Annotated in this window: 18 protein-coding genes; 5 read left to right on the forward strand and 13 right to left on the reverse strand. The window is 57.0% G+C overall.

Features of this window, described 5'->3' with window-relative positions; genetic code table 11:
* Positions 1–178: 178 nt before the first annotated feature.
* From AOA60_RS12940 to AOA60_RS12960, 5 genes are all read right to left on the reverse strand, one after another.
* Positions 179–697 carry a GreA/GreB family elongation factor gene (locus AOA60_RS12940; RefSeq protein WP_099584753.1) on the reverse strand — a complete coding sequence of 173 codons (519 nt, stop codon included), beginning with the start codon at positions 695–697 and terminating at the stop codon, positions 179–181.
* A gap of 70 nt (positions 698–767) precedes the next feature.
* On the reverse strand, positions 768–1,124 hold the full coding sequence (locus AOA60_RS12945; RefSeq protein ID WP_099584754.1) for a hypothetical protein: 357 nt from the start codon (positions 1,122–1,124) through the stop codon (positions 768–770).
* 146 nt (positions 1,125–1,270) lie between these two features.
* A complete protein-coding gene (locus AOA60_RS12950) occupies positions 1,271–1,564 on the reverse strand; it encodes a chorismate mutase (RefSeq protein WP_099584755.1) in 294 nt (97 codons plus the stop codon).
* Between the two features lie 95 nt (positions 1,565–1,659).
* Positions 1,660–3,513 (reverse strand): DUF4105 domain-containing protein, encoded by a 1,854-nt coding sequence (locus tag AOA60_RS12955; RefSeq protein ID WP_099584756.1) that lies wholly within the window; start codon positions 3,511–3,513, stop codon positions 1,660–1,662.
* A gap of 92 nt (positions 3,514–3,605) precedes the next feature.
* Entirely contained in the window at positions 3,606–4,094 is a 489-nt protein-coding gene (locus tag AOA60_RS12960; RefSeq protein WP_099584757.1) for a DUF3015 domain-containing protein, read from the reverse strand.
* 267 nt (positions 4,095–4,361) lie between these two features.
* Here AOA60_RS12960 and AOA60_RS12965 point away from each other — a divergent pair, with 267 nt between their 5' ends.
* Positions 4,362–6,803, forward strand: a complete 2,442-nt coding sequence (locus tag AOA60_RS12965) for a Lon protease family protein (protein ID WP_099584758.1) — start codon at positions 4,362–4,364, stop codon at positions 6,801–6,803.
* A 491-nt stretch (positions 6,804–7,294) separates the two neighbouring features.
* Positions 7,295–7,612, forward strand: coding sequence for a hypothetical protein (locus AOA60_RS12970; RefSeq protein WP_099584759.1), 318 nt, complete (start codon positions 7,295–7,297; stop codon positions 7,610–7,612).
* Positions 7,613–7,618: 6 nt separating this feature from the next.
* On the opposite strand, the gene AOA60_RS12975 is transcribed toward AOA60_RS12970, so the two are convergent.
* Positions 7,619–9,442 carry a hypothetical protein gene (locus AOA60_RS12975; protein ID WP_099584760.1) on the reverse strand — a complete coding sequence of 608 codons (1,824 nt, stop codon included), beginning with the start codon at positions 9,440–9,442 and terminating at the stop codon, positions 7,619–7,621.
* A 164-nt stretch (positions 9,443–9,606) separates the two neighbouring features.
* On the opposite strand from AOA60_RS12975, the gene AOA60_RS12980 reads away from it, so the two are divergent.
* On the forward strand, positions 9,607–10,095 hold the full coding sequence (locus tag AOA60_RS12980) for a TIGR00645 family protein (RefSeq protein ID WP_099584761.1): 489 nt from the start codon (positions 9,607–9,609) through the stop codon (positions 10,093–10,095).
* Between the two features lie 18 nt (positions 10,096–10,113).
* Here AOA60_RS12980 and AOA60_RS12985 read toward each other — a convergent pair whose 3' ends face one another.
* The 4 genes from AOA60_RS12985 to AOA60_RS13000 form a co-directional block, all read right to left on the reverse strand.
* Positions 10,114–11,547: a glycosyltransferase family 39 protein gene (locus tag AOA60_RS12985; protein WP_099584762.1), complete on the reverse strand. Its 1,434-nt coding sequence runs from the start codon at positions 11,545–11,547 to the stop codon at positions 10,114–10,116.
* Between the two features lie 116 nt (positions 11,548–11,663).
* On the reverse strand, positions 11,664–12,689 hold the full coding sequence (locus AOA60_RS12990) for a hypothetical protein (RefSeq protein ID WP_099584763.1): 1,026 nt from the start codon (positions 12,687–12,689) through the stop codon (positions 11,664–11,666).
* A 106-nt stretch (positions 12,690–12,795) separates the two neighbouring features.
* A complete protein-coding gene (locus AOA60_RS12995) occupies positions 12,796–13,050 on the reverse strand; it encodes a DUF6124 family protein (protein ID WP_099584764.1) in 255 nt (84 codons plus the stop codon).
* A gap of 348 nt (positions 13,051–13,398) precedes the next feature.
* Positions 13,399–13,917, reverse strand: a complete 519-nt coding sequence (locus AOA60_RS13000) for a cysteine hydrolase family protein (protein WP_099584765.1) — start codon at positions 13,915–13,917, stop codon at positions 13,399–13,401.
* A 772-nt stretch (positions 13,918–14,689) separates the two neighbouring features.
* Between AOA60_RS13000 and AOA60_RS13005 the strand changes: the two genes are divergently transcribed.
* Together AOA60_RS13005 and AOA60_RS13010 are read left to right on the forward strand one after the other, a co-directional pair.
* The gene (locus AOA60_RS13005; RefSeq protein WP_143522429.1) at positions 14,690–15,643 is read left to right on the forward strand and encodes a hypothetical protein; all 954 of its coding nucleotides are present in this window, start codon (positions 14,690–14,692) and stop codon (positions 15,641–15,643) included.
* A gap of 104 nt (positions 15,644–15,747) precedes the next feature.
* Positions 15,748–16,404, forward strand: a complete 657-nt coding sequence (locus AOA60_RS13010; protein ID WP_099584767.1) for a hypothetical protein — start codon at positions 15,748–15,750, stop codon at positions 16,402–16,404.
* Positions 16,405–16,803: 399 nt separating this feature from the next.
* On the opposite strand, the gene AOA60_RS13015 is transcribed toward AOA60_RS13010, so the two are convergent.
* The 3 genes from AOA60_RS13015 to AOA60_RS13025 all read right to left on the reverse strand — a co-directional run bounded on the left by AOA60_RS13015 (position 16,804) and on the right by AOA60_RS13025 (position 19,996).
* Positions 16,804–18,450 (reverse strand): type I restriction-modification system subunit M, encoded by a 1,647-nt coding sequence (locus AOA60_RS13015; RefSeq protein ID WP_099584768.1) that lies wholly within the window; start codon positions 18,448–18,450, stop codon positions 16,804–16,806.
* Between the two features lie 128 nt (positions 18,451–18,578).
* On the reverse strand, positions 18,579–18,860 hold the full coding sequence (locus AOA60_RS13020; RefSeq protein WP_218240631.1) for a hypothetical protein: 282 nt from the start codon (positions 18,858–18,860) through the stop codon (positions 18,579–18,581).
* The gene (locus tag AOA60_RS13025) at positions 18,857–19,996 is read right to left on the reverse strand and encodes an AAA family ATPase (protein WP_099584769.1); all 1,140 of its coding nucleotides are present in this window, start codon (positions 19,994–19,996) and stop codon (positions 18,857–18,859) included. The genes AOA60_RS13020 and AOA60_RS13025 overlap by 4 nt, the downstream gene beginning before the upstream one ends.
* Between the last annotated feature and the right edge of the window lie 3 nt (positions 19,997–19,999).

Genomic DNA, 19,999 nt, shown 5'->3' on the forward strand with positions numbered 1-19,999 from the left:
TAGATACCGTCTTGACTCTCACCGGGCAACTGCAAGTTTCGGGTCGTAGCAGATGTCGAGCATTGGCGAGGCTGCGTGACGGACGCGTTGACACCCCACGATCTGCGGGGCGCCCAACGCAGCCTCGCTTACGCTCGACAGCTGCTACGGCCCGACACTTAGGCTTGCCCGGTGAGGGTCAAGACGGTATCGATGGGGAGGGGATCTCGGCTTCGATACGCAGCACCTCGATCAACTGATCGCCGACGGGGCGCTGCCACAGCACCTCGTCGCCGATCTGGGCGCCCAGCAATGCGCGACCCAGAGGTGAACCCCAGTTGATCAGGCCTGCGGTCGCGTCGGCCTGGTCTTCACCGACTAACTGGATGCGCTGCTGCTCGTCCTGTTCATTGGCGAACGTGACCCAACTGCCGATCTGTACCTTGTCGGTGGAAGTGGCTGACGCCACCACTTGGGCGCTCTGCACCCGCTGGCTGAAATAGCGCAAATCCCGCTCAAGATCGGCCTGGCGCTGCTTATCGGCCTGTTCGCCCTTGGCGGACTCGGCGCTGTATTCGGCCTGTAGTTGCGCAACCTTGGCCTGTAACTGCACCAACCCATGCGCGGTCACGTGATTGGGCTGCTCGCTGACCTGCCGCTCCACCGGCTGATCAGCCTGGGCGGCGGCGCTGTCTTCATTCACAAAAGCTCGGCTCATGGTGTTCTCCCTCTATGAAGCTTGGGCCATGGTCGCCGTGCTTTAGTTTCGATGGATGTCTGAAAACGACCTATTGCGAGCGATAGGCCCTGGCGGCATCGCGATCCTTTTCCTGCTGCCAGGCGCGCTCACGGTCGTCCCAGTGATTGTCCTTGTAGTCGCGCAGTTCTTCGTTCTCGCGCATGGCCTTGCACTGGCGAAAACCGTCTTCCCAGCCTTCGGCGTACTCCCGGTCTTTCAGATAGCGCGGCACGTTCTTGCGAAATGTCCCCGTGATCACCCCGGCCGCCTGGCGACCGCTGCTGCAGCCGTCGTCAAAGCCATCGGCAAAAGCCGGTGGATAGCCTTTGGCCAACAACTCCTGGTGAGTCGATTGACAACCCGCCAGCCACACCATCGCACACAGCATTACCGCATACCGCCACATGGCGTACTCCCTGGCCGTTTCACGGCTGATAGGGGAAGTCTAGAAGGGGGTTCGTCGGGGGGATGTGAAAGGCGTGTGAGAAATCTGTAGACCGCTATGGGCTGTGCTGGCGCGCTTTTGTGGCGAGCGGGCTTGCCCGCGTTGGGCTATGGGGTCAGGGCTGCATGCTCAGCCAACTCTTGCTGAATAAACGCCGCAATCATTGCGCGATAGACCTGCTCGGTGACTTCTGGATTGGCGCCCAACGTGTGCGCCAAGCCCCGCACCTTGGCGATCACCTGTTCAACCCGTTGTGGTGCCTTGACCGCATCTGCATCCTTTTTAAAGCGGGCTGCCTGGGATACGTAGGCGCCACGTTCAGCCAGTAGGCTGACAATTTGCTGGTCGAGGCGGTCGATGTTGTCACGGACTTCTTCGAGAGTGTTGCAGTTAACTGCCATGTTGATTGGAACTCCCTGAGATGGAAACTGAATAAATACGGGCAAATGTGGGAGGGGCAAGCCCCCTCCCACATTTTGATTTTCGCCAGGCTGGGTCAGTAGTGATACCACTTTACTTCGAGCATCACTTCATTGACCGGTGTCGACAAGTGGCTGTATTCGCGCTGTGCACTCAGGCGCAGGCCCAGGTTGCGCGACAGTTCCCACTGTTGGTTGAGGCTGATGCTGCGACGCACTTCACCATTGGTGAAGAAATCGCCCTTGGCCTCCAGGCTCAAATTGCCCAGCGGGTTTTTCCACAGTACGCCGGTGTTAAAGCCGGCCGCGGGGGAGATGGCTTCGTTGAAGTCGTTGTTGTGTTCCACACGCACGGTGCCGAGGGCGAAGCCGAGCATGTCGTCGCGCAGTTGCCAGGTGCCGCCGGCGCCGCCGTTGACGTGGGCGACCAGGGTCTCATCGTCGTGCTTGCCCGGCACGCGTTCCAGGCCGCCGGTGACTTGCCATGACCACGGCTGCAGCAGGGCGTTGCGCGGGGTCAGGGAGCGGATGGTGGCCAGGTCCAGTTGCTGCAGTTGCCAGTGGTTGCCTTCGTACTGGCGCAGTTTCATTTGCAGGATTTCGATCTGCGCGCCGAGGGGGAAGCCTTCGGCATTGTCGTTGAGGTCGTGGTAGGCCATGCGCAGGCCGTATTCACCGAAGGCCTTGTCGCCACGGGTGCCGATGCCGGCTTGCCAGGTGCGCGATTCGTGACCGTTTTCCGGCAGGCCGGGCGGCGTGATCTTCAGGTCGGGCGCGGGGTTCTGGTTGATGGCGCGCAGCAATTCGAAACTGCGTTGGGAGCGTGCAGTGTCGCGTTCCAGGCCGTTGGCGCGGTAGCGGCCCAGGCGATAGGCGGCGTCGATGATCAGGGCCTGGCGGTCGCGGGGCAATGCTTTAAAGGCCGGCGCCTGCAATTGTTGCTGGTCATCGCTGACCTTGAGCACCCATTGCTGTTCGTCGCTGTCCAGCGGCTTGGCGCGTTCCAGCAACTCGCGCTCGCGGGATGGCCTGTAGTCGATTTTCTCGACCAGGCCTGCGTCCTTCACTGCCTTGACGGTGTCGGTAGGAATGGCCGTCAGCGGGAATTGCTCCGTCAGGCGCAGGCCGGGGCGGGCCACTTGCAGCAGTTCCAGCAGGCGATAGGAGCAGTTTTCGTCGAAGAAGAAGTAGTCGAACTGGATCTGCTTGAGCTCCCACACGTGCTCGACCATGCGCTCGGTCTCGACCTGGGTGAGGTTGAGCCGGTATTCCCACAGGTCGCGGTTTTCGAGGCTACGGTACTCGGAGAGTTTTTCCTGGTAGGGCACCAGTGCGAACAGTCCGGGGTAGCCGCCCATCAGGCCTTTCCAGGCGTAGAGGATGCTGTTATCCGAGCCTTCTATGTAGGCGCCGAAGTTGATCGCGTAGCTGAGCAGCGCGGTCTTGTTGCTCTGCACGTCAGCCTGGTCGATACGCAGCAGGGTGTGGCCGAACATTGACGACGGGCTGTTGAGGTAGGCCGCCGGGAAGATCATCACCGCGCTGTGAGGGGCGACATCCTTGAACCATTGCTTGAATTCGGTGCAGTCCACGGCGGGCAGGTCGGTCAGGTTCAACTGAGCCTTGAGCCAGCGGGTACGTGCGGGGTAGACACATTGGGCGTGTTTTTCGCCCAGGCTGGCCGGAGCATAGAGTGCTTCAACGGTGGCCTTGAGTTCGGCATCCGGGTGGTGGGCGCCATCGGCGGCCAGGAAGAATTTCTTTTCACTGACATAACTGCGCCAGCCGCTGATTTTCCCGGCTTCGTAATGGCCCAGCGAAAGCCAGAACGGATCGTTGGCCAGTTGCTGCAAACGTTGATCATCAAGGTGCGGTGCCGCGTACAGCGGGGCGCAGGCGAGGAGTGCCATCCAGGCAAAGCGTTTGAGCATAGGGGCAACTTAAGTCGGAAATTAGAGAGACCCAAAGGGGAGGCGGGTCCAAAAATAAAACCCGCGCCTGGGGAGGCGCGGGCAGGTCGAGCTTAAGCCTGGGTAGCGTATTTCGCCAGACGGGCATCGCCTTTCAGTACAGCCAGGGTGTTGTTGTGCACGTCTTCAGCGGTCACATCGGCCTTGCTGAAGATTTGTTGGAAGTGTTCGTGAGCCACGGCTGCGAAGTGGTCACGATCTTCTGGCGCAACGCCCAGTACCACGGCGTAGGTGGTCAGTGCTTCGCCATTACCCTTGGCCATGTCTTCGGACAGCTCGTTCATCATGCCATTCATGGCAATCCAGGACTTGCCGCCGTAGGTCAGCGCGCTGTTGGTGCTGCAACCGTTGGTGCCCGAGGTCATGCCGAAGGTGGCGTTGCCCGAGGTGCCGTTGGTGGTGGAAGCCAGGAAGTGGGCTGGAGTACCGCGCTGGCCTTCGAACAACATGTTGCCCCAACCGCAGTTCGGGCCACCTGGTGCTTCTGCCATTGCATTGAGGGAGACGACGGTGAAGAGAGTACCGAGAAGGATCCGTTTCATAGCTTTGTTCTCTTTGTGTGCAAACCAATGGACAAGGGTTCAGGCACTTCATAGCGCCCTAGGGATCGGTTATTAGTCCAACCCGCGCAGTTTGGAGTTTAGGCACGTTCCAAGGGTTCCGTGTGTTTTTATAAAACAATCAGAGATGTCGCGATTTTTTTGTAGGACGCATTCCGTGTCTACGCTTTCCCAAAGGCTCGCCTTGCCAGAGCGCGCAACGGAGAGCCAGAATGCCGTCATCTGCCCCGCCTGATGTAAGGAAGCCCGATGCCTGATCCTGTTGCTGCCAGCCTGCGTCTAGCGCCCGAAGCGCTGACTCGCCCTTTCTCCGCTGAACAGTTCAGCTTCTCGACCACCAATGATTTGGAGCCCTTTCGCGGTGTGCTTGGCCAGGAACGCGCAGTTGAAGCGTTGCAGTTCGGTGTGGCCATGCCACGCCCCGGTTACAACGTATTTGTCATGGGCGAGCCGGGTACCGGCCGTTTTTCGTTCGTCAAACGCTACCTGAAAGCTGAAGGCAAACGCCTGCAGACCCCATCGGACTGGGTCTATGTGAATAATTTCGACGAGCCGCGCGAACCCCGTGCCCTGGAATTGCCAGGCGGTGCGGCGGCAGCATTCATTGCCGATATCAATGGCTTGGTCGACAACCTGGTGGCCACCTTCCCGGCGGTCTTCGAGCACCCGACTTATCAACAGCGCAAAAGCGCCATCGACCGCGCCTTCAACCAGCGTTACGACAAGGCCCTGGACGTGATCGAGCGTCTGGCCCTGGAAAAGGACGTGGCGCTGTACCGCGACAGTACCAACATCGCGTTCACGCCGATGCTCGACGGCAAGGCGCTGGACGAAGCCGAGTTTTCGCAGCTGCCGGAAGTGGATCGCGAGCGTTTCCATACGGATATTTCCGAGCTGGAAGAGCGCCTCAACGAAGAGTTGGCCAGCCTGCCGCAGTGGAAGCGTGAGTCCAACAACCAACTGCGTCAGTTCAACGAAGAAACCATCACCCTGGCCCTGCAACCTTTGCTGGCGCCACTGTCGGAAAAATACGCCGAGAACGCAGCTGTCTGCGGTTACCTGCAGGCCATGCAGGTGTACCTGCTCAAAACTGTGGTCGAGCAATTGGTCGACGACGCCAAGACCGACGCCCAGGCCCGCAAGCTGCTCGAAGAGCAATATTGCCCGAGCCTGGTGGTGGGTCACCCCGTCAACGGTGGCGCACCGGTGGTATTTGAGCCGCACCCGACTTACGACAACCTGTTCGGCCGTATCGAGTACAGCACCGACCAGGGCGCGCTCTACACCACGTATCGCCAACTGCGGCCGGGCGCCTTGCACCGTGCCAATGGCGGGTTCCTGATCCTTGAAGCCGAAAAAATGCTCAGCGAGCCGTTCGTGTGGGACGCCCTCAAGCGTTCCCTGCAATCGCGCAAGCTGAAGATGGAATCGCCCCTGGGCGAGCTGGGCCGCCTGGCGACAGTGACCCTGAACCCGCAGATGATCCCGTTGCAGGTCAAGGTGATCATCATCGGCTCGCGCCAGTTGTACTACGCGTTGCAGGATGCTGATCCGGACTTCCAGGAGATGTTCCGGGTGCTGGTGGATTTCGACGAAGACATCCCAATGGTCGATGAGAGCCTGGAGCAGTTCGCCCAGTTGCTCAAAACCCGCACATCGGAAGAAGGCATGGCGCCGCTGACCTCGGACGCGGTGGCGCGGCTGGCGACGTACAGCGCACGGCTGGCGGAGCATCAGGGCCGTTTGTCGGCGCGTATTGGTGACTTGTTCCAGCTGGTCAGCGAGGCGGACTTTATCCGTCACCTGGCGGGCGATGAGATGACCGACGCTGGCCATATCGAGCGCGCGCTCAAGGCCAAGGCCACCCGCACCGGTCGCGTGTCGGCACGGATTCTCGACGACATGCTCGCCGGGGTGATCCTGATCGACACCGCGGGTGCGGCCGTGGGCAAGTGCAACGGGCTGACGGTGCTGGAAGTCGGTGACTCGGCGTTCGGCGTGCCGGCGCGGATTTCCGCCACGGTGTACCCGGGCGGCAGCGGCATTGTCGACATTGAGCGTGAGGTCAACCTTGGCCAGCCGATTCACTCCAAAGGCGTAATGATCCTGACCGGTTACCTGGGCAGCCGTTATGCCCAGGAATTCCCGCTGGCGATTTCGGCGAGCATCGCGCTGGAGCAATCCTACGGTTATGTAGACGGCGATAGCGCGTCCCTCGGCGAGGCGTGCACCTTGATCTCGGCGCTGTCGAAAACCCCGCTCAAGCAATGCTTTGCCATCACCGGCTCGATCAACCAGTTTGGTGAAGTGCAGGCGGTGGGCGGGGTCAACGAGAAGATCGAAGGCTTCTTCCGCCTCTGCGAAGCGCGCGGTTTGACCGGTGAGCAAGGGGCGATCATTCCCCAGGCCAACGTCGCCACGTTGATGCTTGATGAGAAGGTGCTGCAGGCCGTACGCGCCGGGCAGTTCCATATCTACGCGGTGCGCCAGGCCGATGAGGCGTTGAGCCTGTTGGTGGGCGAGGACGCGGGTGAGCCGGACGCCGAAGGGCAATTCCCGGAAGGTACGGTGAATGCGCGGGTGGTCGAGCGTTTGCGGGCGATTGCCGAGATGATCAGCGAGGAAGACTTGAAGGAGGCGGAAAAGGAATTGGCGCAGCAGGCGTTGGCTGAAGCGAAACCTGTGAGCTGACGGGTCTCTGTGATGGGCCAGCGTTCTGAATGAGCGAACTCTTGTGGTGAACGGACTCTCGTGGTGAGTGGGCATTTGTGGTGAGCAGGCTCTCGTGGTGAGCGGGCTCTTGTGGTGAGCGGGCTTGCCCCGCGCTGGGCTGCGCAGCAGCCCCAATAAGGTCACCGCAGAGTGCCAGAATCAATCGCGGTGAAGGTTTTGGGGCCGCTTCGCGGCCCAGCGCGGGCAAGCCCGCTCACCACAGGGACTGCTCACCACAGGGATTGCTTATCACAGGGGATCACCTACCACACGGATTTGCTCGCCACAGATTTGGTGAAGTTGCCAATAAACTGACTCAACCATAGGCGCCCACCACCGTTGGTCTCTACAACCTTGGTTTGTAGCGGTTTTCTTCTATTCTCTGCTTTAGGGATATCCACAGGAGTCGCTGGATAGAAACAGCCTCGCCCCAGGCCGGGCTGAACACCGATCTACCGAGGGTCGCCGCCATGCCGCGCAACCTTTGCCTTACCCGCCAGTGCTTCGGCCTGGTCACCCGTATCGAATGCTCCATTCGCCCTCTCGCGGGGGATAACGGGATGTGGACCGTATTGTTTGCCGCCGGAATGTCCGGTGAACAGCCGTCCACCATCAAGTCCCAGGGCCCGTTTCCTGGATCTTCTGCGGCGCAAACCATTCTGGAGTCCATTGTGGACAGCCTGACCCAGCACGGCTATGAGGTGGCGGGCGACCCGCAGATCTGGTGCCTGCACATGCAGGCCCACCTGCGACAGCTCAATGGCAACCGTGAACCGCTTGCGCTGTAGCGGTGGTCATTTGCTGTCAGGTTTGTCCAGCTTGACCTCAAAGCCGTATTGCACGGTGTTCAGGTCGGTGCGCTGGTAGCTTTCCAGTGCGGTCGGTCGGCCGTAGAAATAATGCACATCAAACATCGCCGTGCCGTACTCCTCGGCGCGGTGGCTGACCCCCAGAATTTCCTTGAGGTACTGGCCACTGGCGTCCTTGGCGTAGAAGCGCCAGCTGTCGGCGGGGAAGTCTTTTTGATCGACGACCAGCGCGTTGTCCTTGAGCGACAAGCCCTTGGGCAGTTTGGTCACGTCCAACTCGCCTTTCTCGATAGTCGCCAAAAACAGCGGGATCGAGCCCACCACGAACGCCGGGTTTTCCGGGAACAGGTTGAGGTCGTAGGTGAGGGTGCCACGGGCCGGGTTCAGCTCGAACGCTTCGGTCGGCAGCTCGATGGGGTCACCGCGCTCGCCTTTTTCGTCCGCCGTAAAAAAGGTAATCGGCGATACGCTGCTGTTGCGCTCGGCACCCACCAGGTCGTCGTTGAAGGTGAATGGGTGGTCGAACACCACATGCGCGGCACTGGCGTCCTCAACGGACTGGCTGATGCTGACGCTGTTTTTCAGCTGATCTTCGGTCATGGCTGCGTCTTTGAGCCAGCTGGCAGCGCTGTCGTCGTACACGGTGACCGGCATCGGCAAGGCTTGTACGGTCTTTTCCAGGCTGTTCTTGTCGAAGCGCAGCACTGGCAGTTCAAGGTCCTTGCGGGTGACGGATGCCGTAGAGAAGTCCATCACGTTGACCTGCAGGTTATCGATCAGGCCGTTGAAGTACACCTTGGCGTAATGACTGCCCTGTTTGTGTTCGAAGGCTTTCTGTTCATCCGTGAGCTGTTTTTCGAACCCTTGCGACCAGGCCTTCTGCTTTTGCATCTCAGCCAGTTGTTTCTCGTAGAACGCCACTTGCGCAGCGCTCTCGTTGATCGAGCCTGCGCGCGTGAGGAATTGGCCTGTACTGTCCCGCGCTTGCACCAGCAGAGGGTTCGGCGATTCGTCGCCGACTTGCGGTGCCAGCGGCGCGCTGTTGGTCAGCTCGATTTCCGCGTAGTTCTTCTCCAGCAGCAGCAAGTTGAGCGTGATAGTGCCTTCGGTGCGCTTGTGGCCCACGTCCTTTTTCGACAGATCAAACGTCAGCACCTTGCCCGGCGCGATGACTTCGACCGCGCCTTTGAGCGTGACGGGCTGCGGTTGGCTCTTGTTTTCCGTCTCGATACCGTCGATGAAGGGGTAGGTCACCGTCAGGTCATCGGGGTTGGTCAGGTTGGAGCTGCTGGGGCTTAACTGAATGCCGGGGTCGGTTTCCGACCATTCTGGCTGGAAGGGCACAACTTTGTTGTTGCTCAAGGTGACCGACTGCCATTCCAGGCCATGGGGGAAGGGGAATTGGTCGGGCATGTTGAAACTGAACGGGAAGACCGGTTGCAGATCCGTCAGGTAATCGGAATGGGAGGTCTTGCGCAGCACGAACAGGCCGTTGATGTAGGTGTCCACCAGCGCCTGGGGCGTTGGGTAGTGCTTGAGCAAGGCGAGGGTGTCTTCGCCGTACTCGGCTTCGATGGGCTTTGTGGCCAGCTTGACTCGCGCCCGTTCCAGCAATAACAGCGAACCGCCGAGGTCGGCGATGGCGTCGCGCAGTTTGGGGTCTTGGATGCTGTCGAGGGACTGCTCGAACGTGGCGGTTTTCTCTTCAAGCGTCGTCTGTTTCTGCTCGTCGCTGGGAGAGCAGCCGCTGGCCAGCAGCAATGCCGTGCACAGGCCGATGCTGGCCAAAGGGGATCGCACATCCATCATCTGAGTTTCTTCCTGTCCGACATCATCGAGCCGAGTTTAGGGGCTCGACACTAGCAGAAAAATTCTCTTACAGATGCCGCCTGGGTCAGTTTTCTCGTGCTTACAGGTGTCTTGTAGCGGCTGGTATACTCGCCGCCATTTTTAGCCAAGCTGTGTGAGATCCCATGGAACGCTTTATCGAAAACACTATGTACGCTTCACGCTGGCTGCTGGCGCCGATCTACCTGGGGCTGTCCCTGGGTTTATTGATCCTGGCGCTGAAATTCTTCCAGGAAATCATTCACGTGATTCCCAACATTTTTTCCATGCTGGAAGCGGAAGTGATCCTGCTGCTGCTGTCGTTGATCGACATGGCGCTGGTGGGTGGCTTGCTGGTGATGGTGATGATTTCCGGCTACGAGAACTTCGTGTCGCAGCTGGATATCGATGAAAACAAGGAAAAGCTCAACTGGCTGGGCACCATGGACTCTTCCTCGCTGAAGATGAAAGTGGCGGCGTCCATCGTGGCGATTTCCTCGATCCACCTGCTGCGCATCTTCATGGACGCCAAGAACGTCGATCCCGATCACCTGATGTGGTACGTGATCATCCATATGACCTTCGTGGTCTCGGCCTTTGCCATGGGCTATCTGGATAAGCTCACCAAGCACTGATCCCGCCGTGCGCTGGCCTTACTGCTCGATGAAGTAGTAAGGCTGGCGACCGATCTTCATCTCTTTGATCACCGTGACCTTCCCGCTCAGTTGGCGGGTGTTGTCCAGCAATGCAATGTTGCCGGGCTTGGCCGTGAGAAAGCTGCGTAACTGCGCTTCGGTTTGCAGGATCGGCAAGTAGGCCTGCAGATAGAACACGCTCGCCCCGGCAATGCGTTCATTGGGCTGGAACATCACCACATCCCGACCATCGGCTTGAAACGCCCGGGCCTGACTGATCACCGGCACGAAAGACTCACGCTTGTCTGCTTTGGGGGCGAACCAGAACGCAGCCGTCAGGTAGCTGGCAATTGCCAGGCTGAATGCGCTGATGATCACGCCCCGGTGGTAGCGGTACAGCGCTGGCTTGTGTGCCTTGAGCCACTCCAACAGCACCCCTGCATATTCTGCGGCGAGCACCGCAGCGGCCGGGGTCAGAGCCATCAGGTAAACCGTGCGCTTGCTGGAAGCCAGGGTCAGCAGGGTGAACTGCGCCACCAGCCACACGCTGAAAAACAGACGATATCGGTTGTGTACCAGGCTTTTTCGAAAGTGCCACAGGCCCAGGTAAACGAGGATATTCCAGGGTAGAAACGCCTCTGGCAGCTTCGCGATGTAGTAGTAGAACGGCTCGTAATGCCCGGCCTCGACAAACGAACCGCTGAAGCGCCCAACGCTGTTGGTCCACAACACTTCGCCGACCGCCTGCATCCCCCCACGTTGAAACAGAAACCCCAGCCAGATCAGCAGCGGCACCAAAGCCAGTAGCGTGAACAAGGCCGGCTTAAGCCAGTCGCCGATGCGCAGGCGTTTATCCATCAGGCTGGTGCTGGCCAGGTACACAAAGATCACGATGCCCGGCAACGCCAGCCCCAACACGCCTTTGCTCAGGGTGGCGATCACCATGCCGGCGGTAAACAACGCCCAGGCCCACACACTGGAACCTTCGCGCTCGGGCCGCAGAGCCTGGTAAAACCCAAGCAATGCCATGGTCACGCCGAGGCTGAGCAGTGAATCCTCACCCACACCGCGCACATTGCCCCAATAACTGGCCATGGTCGCCAGGATCAGCGCGGCGCTGAACGCCAGCGTCTGCGGCCGCCCGAAGCGACGCAGCATCCCATACAGCAGCATCACGCTGAACAACCCGGCAAACGCCGAAGCCAGGCGCACCGCCCCGGTGCTGGCGCCGAACAAACGAATCGCGCCGGCGTCCAGCCACAGGCTCAGGGGCGGTTTTTCCAGGAAAGGCTCTTGAAACAGGCGCGGCACCACCCAGTCATTGTCCAGGTGCATCGCCATGGCAATCCCGGACACCCTTGCCTCGGTGGAGCCCTGCAGCTCGTGGTTGCCAAGGGCGAAAAAGAACAACAGACCAGCAAGCAGGAGCAGCAGGGGAGCGGGACGCGTCATGGAATCTGGCTACCGGGGCATGAGACCGATCGGGCGACCGGTCATGGGTAGTCAAGGAGTATACGAGCGCGATTCTTAACCTTTGGTGAATGGCTGTGGAGTTTTTCTCGGGAGCATCAGGGCAGTTTCAACCTGGGCACTGCCGCTTTGCCTTGTTCGGTCAGCACCGGTTCCAACTGCTCCCAGGTGAAGGTCAGGTCGTTGTCGCAACCGTCACCATTGGCCGGTGTGGCGAGCCGCAGGCCCTGGGTGTTGAAGCTCAGGTCAAAGCTGGAGTAATCGGTAATCGCGGGGCAGCCCTCGTCGGTGCTGGTTTGCTTGGCCAGCCAGGTGCTGAAGGCGGCCGGCAGCTTCAAGTGCCCGGAATAGGCGTCGTACCACTGCTGATGGCCGCCGAACCAAGTCCAGGGGTCCACACTCTCGCCGGTTTGCAGATTCCAGGAGTGCAGCCCCCAACTGATGCCCCTGGCGCCTGTGCCCGCGGCCCAGCGGTAGAACCGCACGGTAATGAATTGCGACGACCAATAGCTAGGCTCAACCTCGATTTCACTGGTATAGGCCGAGCCGTTTCGACCCAGGTATTCACGTCGTTCATGAAAGTAGTCGGTTAGATCATCGTCATTGACGGCCAGAGCGGCGAGTTGCTGATTGATCTTCTGCACCGCCGGGCCGTCGCCCTCCAGCTTGAGCGTGACGCGGGGGCCCTGAGTCTTGAGTTGGTAGGCATGGTTTTCGAAAGTCTTCTTCTCGGTCTTGATAGGCAGCGGCGCGGCTTCCAGGGGCGCGTTATAGGCATCGCTGCCGCAGCCGTCCGTGGCAATGCGGCGTAAAGCCAGTGGCAGCGGCGTGCCGCCGGTGGTTTTGCTCCAGGCACCAGAAAGGGCATCGCCCTGAGGTTTTTGCAGGGCCCAGAAACCGGTGTTGCCTTCCTCCACCCAGGGAGCGTTGTCGTTGGCCTGAGTCAATTGGATAGGGGTACGAATGCGCTGGTAGTAATAACTGCCATGCTCCCCGTCGGCACCGTTGAAACAGACGGTGATCGCGGACTTGCCCAAAGTACCTTGCCAAACCCCGGCCAGCTCGGCAGCGGTGGCGAGTAAGGGCATGACAGAGAGGGCGATGATGGCGAAGGGCTTGAACACGGGTATCTGACTTCCGGTTGTCTGATAAAGGCCGTCAGGGTAATGGGAAGTGTGAGGGGATGCCAGCGGGCGAGAAACGGTGAGGTGCCTCGCCCGTTTTCGTGTTTTAGGGTTGTGGCGGATGGGTAGTGAATGGCTGGATGTTCAAGACTCGTTCGACCAGTAGCTCACCCAGAACGATCAATTGCTGAGCGGCGAGCAACTTGTGGCGGTGCGCGCCTTCAAGCTCGAAAGCCAGGTCGGTGGTCATCGCGTTGAGAGAGGCGAGGGTTTCGCTGGCTTGGATTAGCAGGGTTTCGGGGTGGATGTTTTCGGCGAGGGTGAAGAGGGTGGTTGGGGGATTGGGGGTGATTTTTTTCATGGCTGAAACTCCTTGATTGATGGAGTCGCCAGACATCGCTGCTAAACGAAAAGGGTGGCGACCGTACGCGGGTTAGCAGACCAGGAATCAAGGAACCCGGCGCACCCGAAAGTGCCCCACGCACAGCCGCCATGATACGAACCAGCGGATGCTGAGAGCATCGCTCGAACGGATGGTGGCTTTGCAGGCCTTGATATTAACCGAGCTGCTAAACCCGGTCGCTGATTTTGCAGCGACCGGGGGAGGCTAGGCTTGTTGGTTGGAGTGCGCTAGTTCATCAACAGCGCGGCATCTTGCGGGAAAATTCCGAAGCCCGGCCCTGTTGACCTCTCCCGTCGTCAGGTTCTGCTAAAAGCTCCAGTCCTCAGCCCGAACCAACTGGCAGAACGGTCCATTGAGCGTGGCGTTGTGATGAGCCACAATGGCCTCGGCTTTCATCAAGGGCGTATCAGAACAGGTATGACCGTCGGCGATAAGTACCGCATCGAAGCCAAGATCACGCGCGGCACGGCAGGTGCTGTCGACGCAGTATTGCGTTTTCATCCCCGTGACCACCACGCCGGTGGCGCCGCTGGAGCGCAGATTGTCAGCCAGGTCAGTCATCGAAAAAGCGTTAGGCCGACGCTTTTCGAACACCACTTCCCCGCCTAACAACTTCAGTTCCTGTGCAACCTGCGTAAGCGCGCTGCCAGGTTCGATCGGCGAGCCAGCGGGGCCGATATGACGCGCAAGAAAAATCGGCGCCCCTGCGCTGCGGGCCTTGTCCATCAGGGTGTTGAGCGTTTCCAACAGCTCGGCGCAGCGCCAGGGTTTTTCCGGCCCGTGGATGAGTCCGACTTGGATATCGAGTATCAACAGGGCGTACATGGGTGCATCTCCTTGCGTGTGAACCAGCGACACAAGGGCACAAAAAAGGCCCTGTCCATCGCTGGCGGGCCTTTGAAGTGTTCGTTTGCTATTGGCTCACGACACCTCGCACGCTCCGCTTGAAGCGGTCGTGGTGGTGGTTGTTGTGGTGAGGCAATGGGTAGTCATGGGGTGACGCTAGCATTGTGGGTGGTGGAATGCTAGGCACAAAAAAAGACGTCCGTGGACGTCTTTAGATGATGAAGTGGTGGGCCGGGGTGATCTGAATTGATTGGCTAAGCCACTCTTTTAGTTGAAAAACCTCGATTTAAAAATGGTCACGGAATACCAATTGGAATACCGAAAGCCCGCTTTCATGAGGCGCGGTCTCATTTAAAGCTGTGACGACGACCGTTCACTCTGAGGCTTTGTGTCTCAGAGACTGCACCACTCAAAGCTGACGGTCAGGATCAGAGCAGGTGGCGACTGGTGAAGACGCAGCCAAACACTGCGAAATTCGCATGAGCTGCATCGCCCTCAGCGAACCTATCCCTGCCGCACGGCATACCAACCTGCAATAGACACATTCCGGGAGGATCGAGTAGTGTTGTAGCCACGTTTGGTCGAGTAAACGCGGCTGCCCTTCCATGGTGTATAACTCCCTTATACGCTCATCTGCATGCTGAAAGCCTCAGCCTAGATACAGATAGCCAAAGGAACAAGGAGTGTTATACATCATGCCCGTGCAGGGAGTTATCCGCCACTTGGTGTCTATTTTCAGTTATGTGATTTGATGAAAATGAAACTTACCCCAAAAAGTGATTTGCATTTTTATAATTGTGAAAACACGGATTATAGACACGAGCTAGGAGAGTGGCTAAAAGCTCTTGACTTACTTTTAACAAAAAAACAAATGAAGTCACTTGTGGCGCATAAATTGCAATTTGAAAGATCCATATTCGATGTGGATCAATATATTCAAAGCGCATGCGAGTTTACTGTAATGTCCAGGATGTATGTTGATTTTAAAGATGGCTTTGAATATGAGCCGAAGCACAATGAAGGTAATCCCGAGCATCGAAAAAAAGATATAGACTTCTCTTTTAATTATTACCTTCTTCAGGTAAATGTTGAGGTTAAATGCTTCAGTAGACTGAAATTACAAGATCCTGCCCCCAGCGGAGAGCAAGGTGAGGGCCGCCCCAAAAGTAGATTCTTGCCGTTAAAAGATTTTTTTAAGAGCGCAAACGAAAAATTTCGCCCCGCAGGAGATTTTGAGTCAAATATTCTAGTCGTATGCTGTTACAGTCTTGATGACTTCATCGACGTTGCAAACTCACTGGCCGGGAGCTCAGGCGTATGCTTTAGAAAGAATAGACCTGATGAGCAAATTGAGTGTATTTTTGATGTAAAAGATTTTGATAAGGTTGATGGCGTGATAGTAACCAATCTAGCTTTTCATCATGAAAACTTTAATCGGCGCAGTGGCGGAAAGTATCTTAGCCCTTGGGAATTCACAAAAACATTTACGATGGGATTCCAAGTTCACGACAAGAGCAAGCCCGGTTTTAAAGGGGTTGTAGATCAATTAATAAAGCATGCTTTTAATATTCAAAACGATCGATACACTTCTTTTTGCAAAAAGGAAAATCTGGATAGATTTGATTTTAATGTTTCCCTAAGAAAACTTATCGAGCATTTAAATAACGATTTAAACGGTTACTACTTCGTGTCTGAGTGCGAATGAAAGCGCCACCAACATAACAACAGGCTCAAATCATTCGCTTCGCTCACTGGCACGGGCTTAAGCCCGCACTTTAGCCAAACGTTAGACCATAACAGGGAAAGTCCATGGCATTCGATGCAGAAATTCAGAAGACCATCAACGCATATGTTTCTGCGCACGTTGCCGACGAGGCTTGGCACGCCGCATACTTCGACTTCGTTGGTAACGCGACTCTTGCACAACGCCTTGGTGAGGAGTTCATCTCTACGCGCTATATCTACAAGATCCTGGAAGGACTTGAAGCCGATGACTGGATGCTGCGATCACAGATACGACTGCAAGTAATGTCATACGCTTCCATTTACGAAGCGGTACTTCATCACTTGCTCTTTGATTTTCTTAGTACAGAGCCACGAGTTGTCGCTCTTACGGAGTACCCCAAGAAGAAGATTTCAATTCCGCCGGCTAGCCTCGCGTTGCTTGAGAAGCATCTTGAGCATGATGGAAAGAAGATCATTCCCACGTATGAGGCCGTTGGGAGGACTGATGACACGAAGGTCCGATTCGACAAAAAAGCCGAATGTGCTGCCGCACTTGGAATGATTGAGCCTTGGCTCAAAGATGAGCTGGTCGAGTTCTATGAAGCGCGCAATGCGATACACATTCACGCAGAGATTAGAAAGAGCTTGAACTACCAACTGGACTTGTCAAAGCGGGCCTACCTCAGGATGCAGCCATTCAAGGAACAACTCTCGGCTTGGCGGTCCGCGCATGTGGGCTAACCAGTTGCTCGCGTTCGTCACGGTTCATGTGAAAACGCTGAGGGCAGAGCTGATTGTCAATCTTGACACCAGGTAGTCACCGGGCTAAGAACGAACTGAGCCAGTCCGCTGCGACATACAGAAAACGGTCAGGAGCTGTCTTCGGTTAGTCCGTCAACCAATTTGGGCTCAGCCACGTCGAGAGCCCATGCGATGTGTGACCTCAAGCCTGTGACAAACGCCGACCGGCATGTTGTGCATCTGCTCGAACGTAAAAGCGCGGAAAATTATTTACTGATTTTCCGCGATATTATTTGGTGGTGGAGCGATGGCGTATTGGGTCCAAATTCTAATAGGAATTTGAACCCGCCGTGCAAGCCCACAGGGGATGAACCAAATTGCCATAGGCGTTTCTTACCGTCATACCTCGGAACCGTAGGGTAGCAGCGGCAGCCCAAGTTCCTTGAGGAATTCATTGTGTTTATCGGTGGCTGTCTTGATCTTCTGATCCAGTGCCACAAGCTCGGCATGCACGGCCGTCAGGTCTATTTCTTCATCGGCCACCGCCGTGCTGACGTAGCGCGAGATATTCAGGTTAAAATCGTTCTTCTCGATCTCCTGCATGCTTACCCGTCGAGCATAGCGCAGCACTTCCGTTGGGCGTTGCTTGTAGGTCTCAATAATCTTGTCGATATGTCGATCTGCTAGCTGATTCTGCCGCCTACCCTTTTCGAAGTGCTCGGCCGCGTTGATAAACAGCACATCGTCCGATCTTTTGCACTTCTTCAGCACGAGAATACAAACCGGGATGCCTGTTGAATAAAAAAGATTGGCCGGAAGCCCGATCACGGTATCAATGTTTCCATCCTGCAGCAGTTTGCGGCGAATACGCTCTTCCGCACCACCCCGGAACAGCACGCCGTGCGGCAGGATGATGGCCATCACTCCATCGTCTTTGAGGTAGTGCAGCCCGTGCAGCAGGAAGGCGAAGTCCGCCGCACTCTTGGGTGCCACGCCGTGGTTCTTGAAGCGCATGTCTTCGCTGATGGCATCGCTCGGGTTCCAGCGATAGCTGAACGGCGGATTGGCCACCACCGCGTCAAAATGCGGTTTCTTCGCCGGATTGGTCTCGCGCAGGAAGTCCCATGCATTGGTCAGCGTGTCGCCGTGGTAAATCTCGAACTCGGTGTCCTTCACCCCGTGCAGCAACATGTTCATGCGCGCCAGGTTGTAGGTAGTAATGTTGTATTCCTGCCCGTAGATTTTGCCGATGTTACCACCCGCGTCCTTCATGCGGTGCCGGATGTTCAGCAGTAGCGAGCCCGAGCCACAGGCGAAGTCGAACACACTTTCCAGTTTTTTTCGGGGACCGGTCTCGGGCGCCTGGCCGTCGAGCGTGACGATGGCCGAAAGAATGTTCGAGACCTGCTGCGGGGTGTAGAACTCGCCCGCCTTCTTGCCCGAGCCTGCGGCGAATTGGCCGATTAGGTACTCATAGGCGTCGCCCAACGTGTCGGTGTCGGTGGAGAAAAGCGATATGCCGCGCGCCAGCTCCGAGAGGATCGAACACAGCTTGGCATTTCGATCCTCGTACTTTCGACCGAGCTTGTCGGACGCGAGGTTGATTTCCGAGAACAATCCTTGGAAGTTACTCTGGAAGGACTCGTTCTCGATGTACTTGAAGCCCCTTTGCAAGGTATCGAGCAGCTTGTCGCTCTGGGTCTTGGCCAGTTGAGCGATGTTGCCCCATAGGTACTCTGGCTCGATTACATAGTGCACCTTGCGGCGCATCTGCTTCTCGAACGCCACCACGTCGCTGGCATTATCTTCATACCAGATTTGCAGCGGTGTCGTGGCTTCGGTCTGCTCCATCACGTCCGGCGCCACGTCCGGATAATCCGGCCCCAGCTCCCGCTTCGCAGCCTGTTCGTAGTTGTCCGAGAGGTAGCGCAGGAAGAGGAAGGACAGCATGTAATCGCGAAAATCGTCAGCGTTCATCGACCCGCGTAGTTGGTCGGCAATCGCCCAAAGGGTTTTGCCCAGCTGTTTCTGGTCTTGTTCGGTCATGGTTTGGGCCGTTTCTTAAGTGTGTTTTCCAACGTCTTGAGTTCAGCTTCGTCCTGCGCGTCCGCCTGACGTGCCTCCTCCTGTTTGCGGCGTTGGTCATAATCGAGATAAAGCGCAATGGTGGCACGTTAAATTTGCGCGTAGCTCATCTTGCCGGCATGGGTGAGCAGCGGAAAACCGTTGCTATCGGTGATCTGGTCCACGTTCTGGCACCAGAAACTCATAGGTAACGCCTCGCGGCTCAACTCGCCATCGTGAAATATATTCTTCAGGTGCAGGCTGACTTTATTGGTACTGACGTCGAACAACTCCGCCCTTTCACGCTGAGAGAGCCAGACCGTCTGATCCTTGGCTAGCAGCTTGATCTGGCAGCGTTCGGCGCCAGTCGTATAGAGGATGGGTCCTCTCATGCGTCAACAGCCTGGGTCGCGCCCGCAATATTGAAAAGGTTCGGAAACAGTGTGCGATTGAAGGGGTGTCCGGTAATGAACTGCCGGAAGATCGTCCGGAAGTACGCTTTGTTCTCTTCCATCATTTCCCGAGGCTCATAGAGCGAATAGTCGCCATGGCTCATCAGATCAATGAAGCGCTTGTGCAGTGCCTTGTCTGCACCATCCGGCGCGGCAATGCAGGTCTTCCAGTCGTCCAGCCCCAGGAAATTTGCGGTCTGCTCCATGACTCGTCGCATCATGTTGAAGTGGTGGGTGTAAAGGGAACCACTAGACTGCGCGTCATACAGCTCAACTAGGTTTGATAGATGGTGAAGAAAGGGCCTGGCCGAGGTATCCACTAGCGAATAGCTACCCAGCGCAGCCCCCCTCTTCAGCAGATGCTTGTAGGCCTTGCCCTTGAACTCATTGCATAGCACGTTGAAGAAAAGTACATGATGCGTGGACACGACAACGCGCGGCCCTTTATCGGTGGTCATCAGTAATTGGGCCAAGTGGTGGGCCACAGCGATAGCATTGTTTTCGTCAAGCGATGAAATCGGATCGTCGATGTAGACGTACTTCACCCACTCGTATGCCTCGTCACCATCGAGCGCGAGCTGCACTATGGCCAGAAAGAAACACCAGATGAAGATGTTCTCTTCGCCACGTGAGACCTTGATGTCTTCTACCGTTGTCCTCTTACCGTCGATCTCCACTTCTCGGGAGAAGCTCACCTCCCACTCGGTGGTGTCGATGCGAAAGTCAAAGTCTGCGTAGCGGTTTAGCAGCGGGCGGATACGGTTATCCATTTCCTGCGTTTCTAGCCCTGAGAAGAAACGAGAATCGCCGTTGATTTTTAGCACTCGCTTTCGGTCGTTTTTGAGGTCGTTATCCCAGTTAAAAAGATCTTCAGTGAACGCATTGAAATAAAGCGTATCACGCTGCGTAACCTCGCGGTCCTCGCCGAACTTCTTACCCTGCTCCTTGAATTCTCCAGACAGCCTTGTTTTTCCCGTCCCATTGTAGGCGTAAATAATCGAGAACTTCTTTAATTCAAGACTCTCACGTAGGTATTGAGCTAGTGTCGACAAGTCTGAAAGCAATATGGCAGCCATTTG

It is taken from the genome of Pseudomonas sp. 2822-17 (assembly GCF_002742485.1).
Classification (GTDB): Bacteria; Pseudomonadota; Gammaproteobacteria; order Pseudomonadales; family Pseudomonadaceae; genus Aquipseudomonas; species Aquipseudomonas cyclaminis.

Bases quoted from the DNA above. Each gene is read 5' to 3' on its own strand.
- AOA60_RS12940 (WP_099584753.1), bottom strand. From the start codon at position 697: ATGAGCCGAGCTTTTGTGAATGAAGACAGCGCCGCCGCCCAGGCTGAT.
- AOA60_RS12945 (WP_099584754.1), bottom strand. From the start codon at position 1,124: ATGTGGCGGTATGCGGTAATGCTGTGTGCGATGGTGTGGCTGGCGGGT.
- AOA60_RS12950 (WP_099584755.1), bottom strand. From the start codon at position 1,564: ATGGCAGTTAACTGCAACACTCTCGAAGAAGTCCGTGACAACATCGAC.
- AOA60_RS12955 (WP_099584756.1), bottom strand. From the start codon at position 3,513: ATGCTCAAACGCTTTGCCTGGATGGCACTCCTCGCCTGCGCCCCGCTG.
- AOA60_RS12960 (WP_099584757.1), bottom strand. From the start codon at position 4,094: ATGAAACGGATCCTTCTCGGTACTCTCTTCACCGTCGTCTCCCTCAAT.
- AOA60_RS12965 (WP_099584758.1), top strand. From the start codon at position 4,362: ATGCCTGATCCTGTTGCTGCCAGCCTGCGTCTAGCGCCCGAAGCGCTG.
- AOA60_RS12970 (WP_099584759.1), top strand. From the start codon at position 7,295: ATGCCGCGCAACCTTTGCCTTACCCGCCAGTGCTTCGGCCTGGTCACC.
- AOA60_RS12975 (WP_099584760.1), bottom strand. From the start codon at position 9,442: ATGATGGATGTGCGATCCCCTTTGGCCAGCATCGGCCTGTGCACGGCA.
- AOA60_RS12980 (WP_099584761.1), top strand. From the start codon at position 9,607: ATGGAACGCTTTATCGAAAACACTATGTACGCTTCACGCTGGCTGCTG.
- AOA60_RS12985 (WP_099584762.1), bottom strand. From the start codon at position 11,547: ATGACGCGTCCCGCTCCCCTGCTGCTCCTGCTTGCTGGTCTGTTGTTC.
- AOA60_RS12995 (WP_099584764.1), bottom strand. From the start codon at position 13,050: ATGAAAAAAATCACCCCCAATCCCCCAACCACCCTCTTCACCCTCGCC.
- AOA60_RS13000 (WP_099584765.1), bottom strand. From the start codon at position 13,917: ATGTACGCCCTGTTGATACTCGATATCCAAGTCGGACTCATCCACGGG.
- AOA60_RS13005 (WP_143522429.1), top strand. From the start codon at position 14,690: ATGAAAATGAAACTTACCCCAAAAAGTGATTTGCATTTTTATAATTGT.
- AOA60_RS13010 (WP_099584767.1), top strand. From the start codon at position 15,748: ATGGCATTCGATGCAGAAATTCAGAAGACCATCAACGCATATGTTTCT.
- AOA60_RS13015 (WP_099584768.1), bottom strand. From the start codon at position 18,450: ATGACCGAACAAGACCAGAAACAGCTGGGCAAAACCCTTTGGGCGATT.
- AOA60_RS13020 (WP_218240631.1), bottom strand. From the start codon at position 18,860: ATGAGAGGACCCATCCTCTATACGACTGGCGCCGAACGCTGCCAGATC.
- AOA60_RS13025 (WP_099584769.1), bottom strand. From the start codon at position 19,996: ATGGCTGCCATATTGCTTTCAGACTTGTCGACACTAGCTCAATACCTA.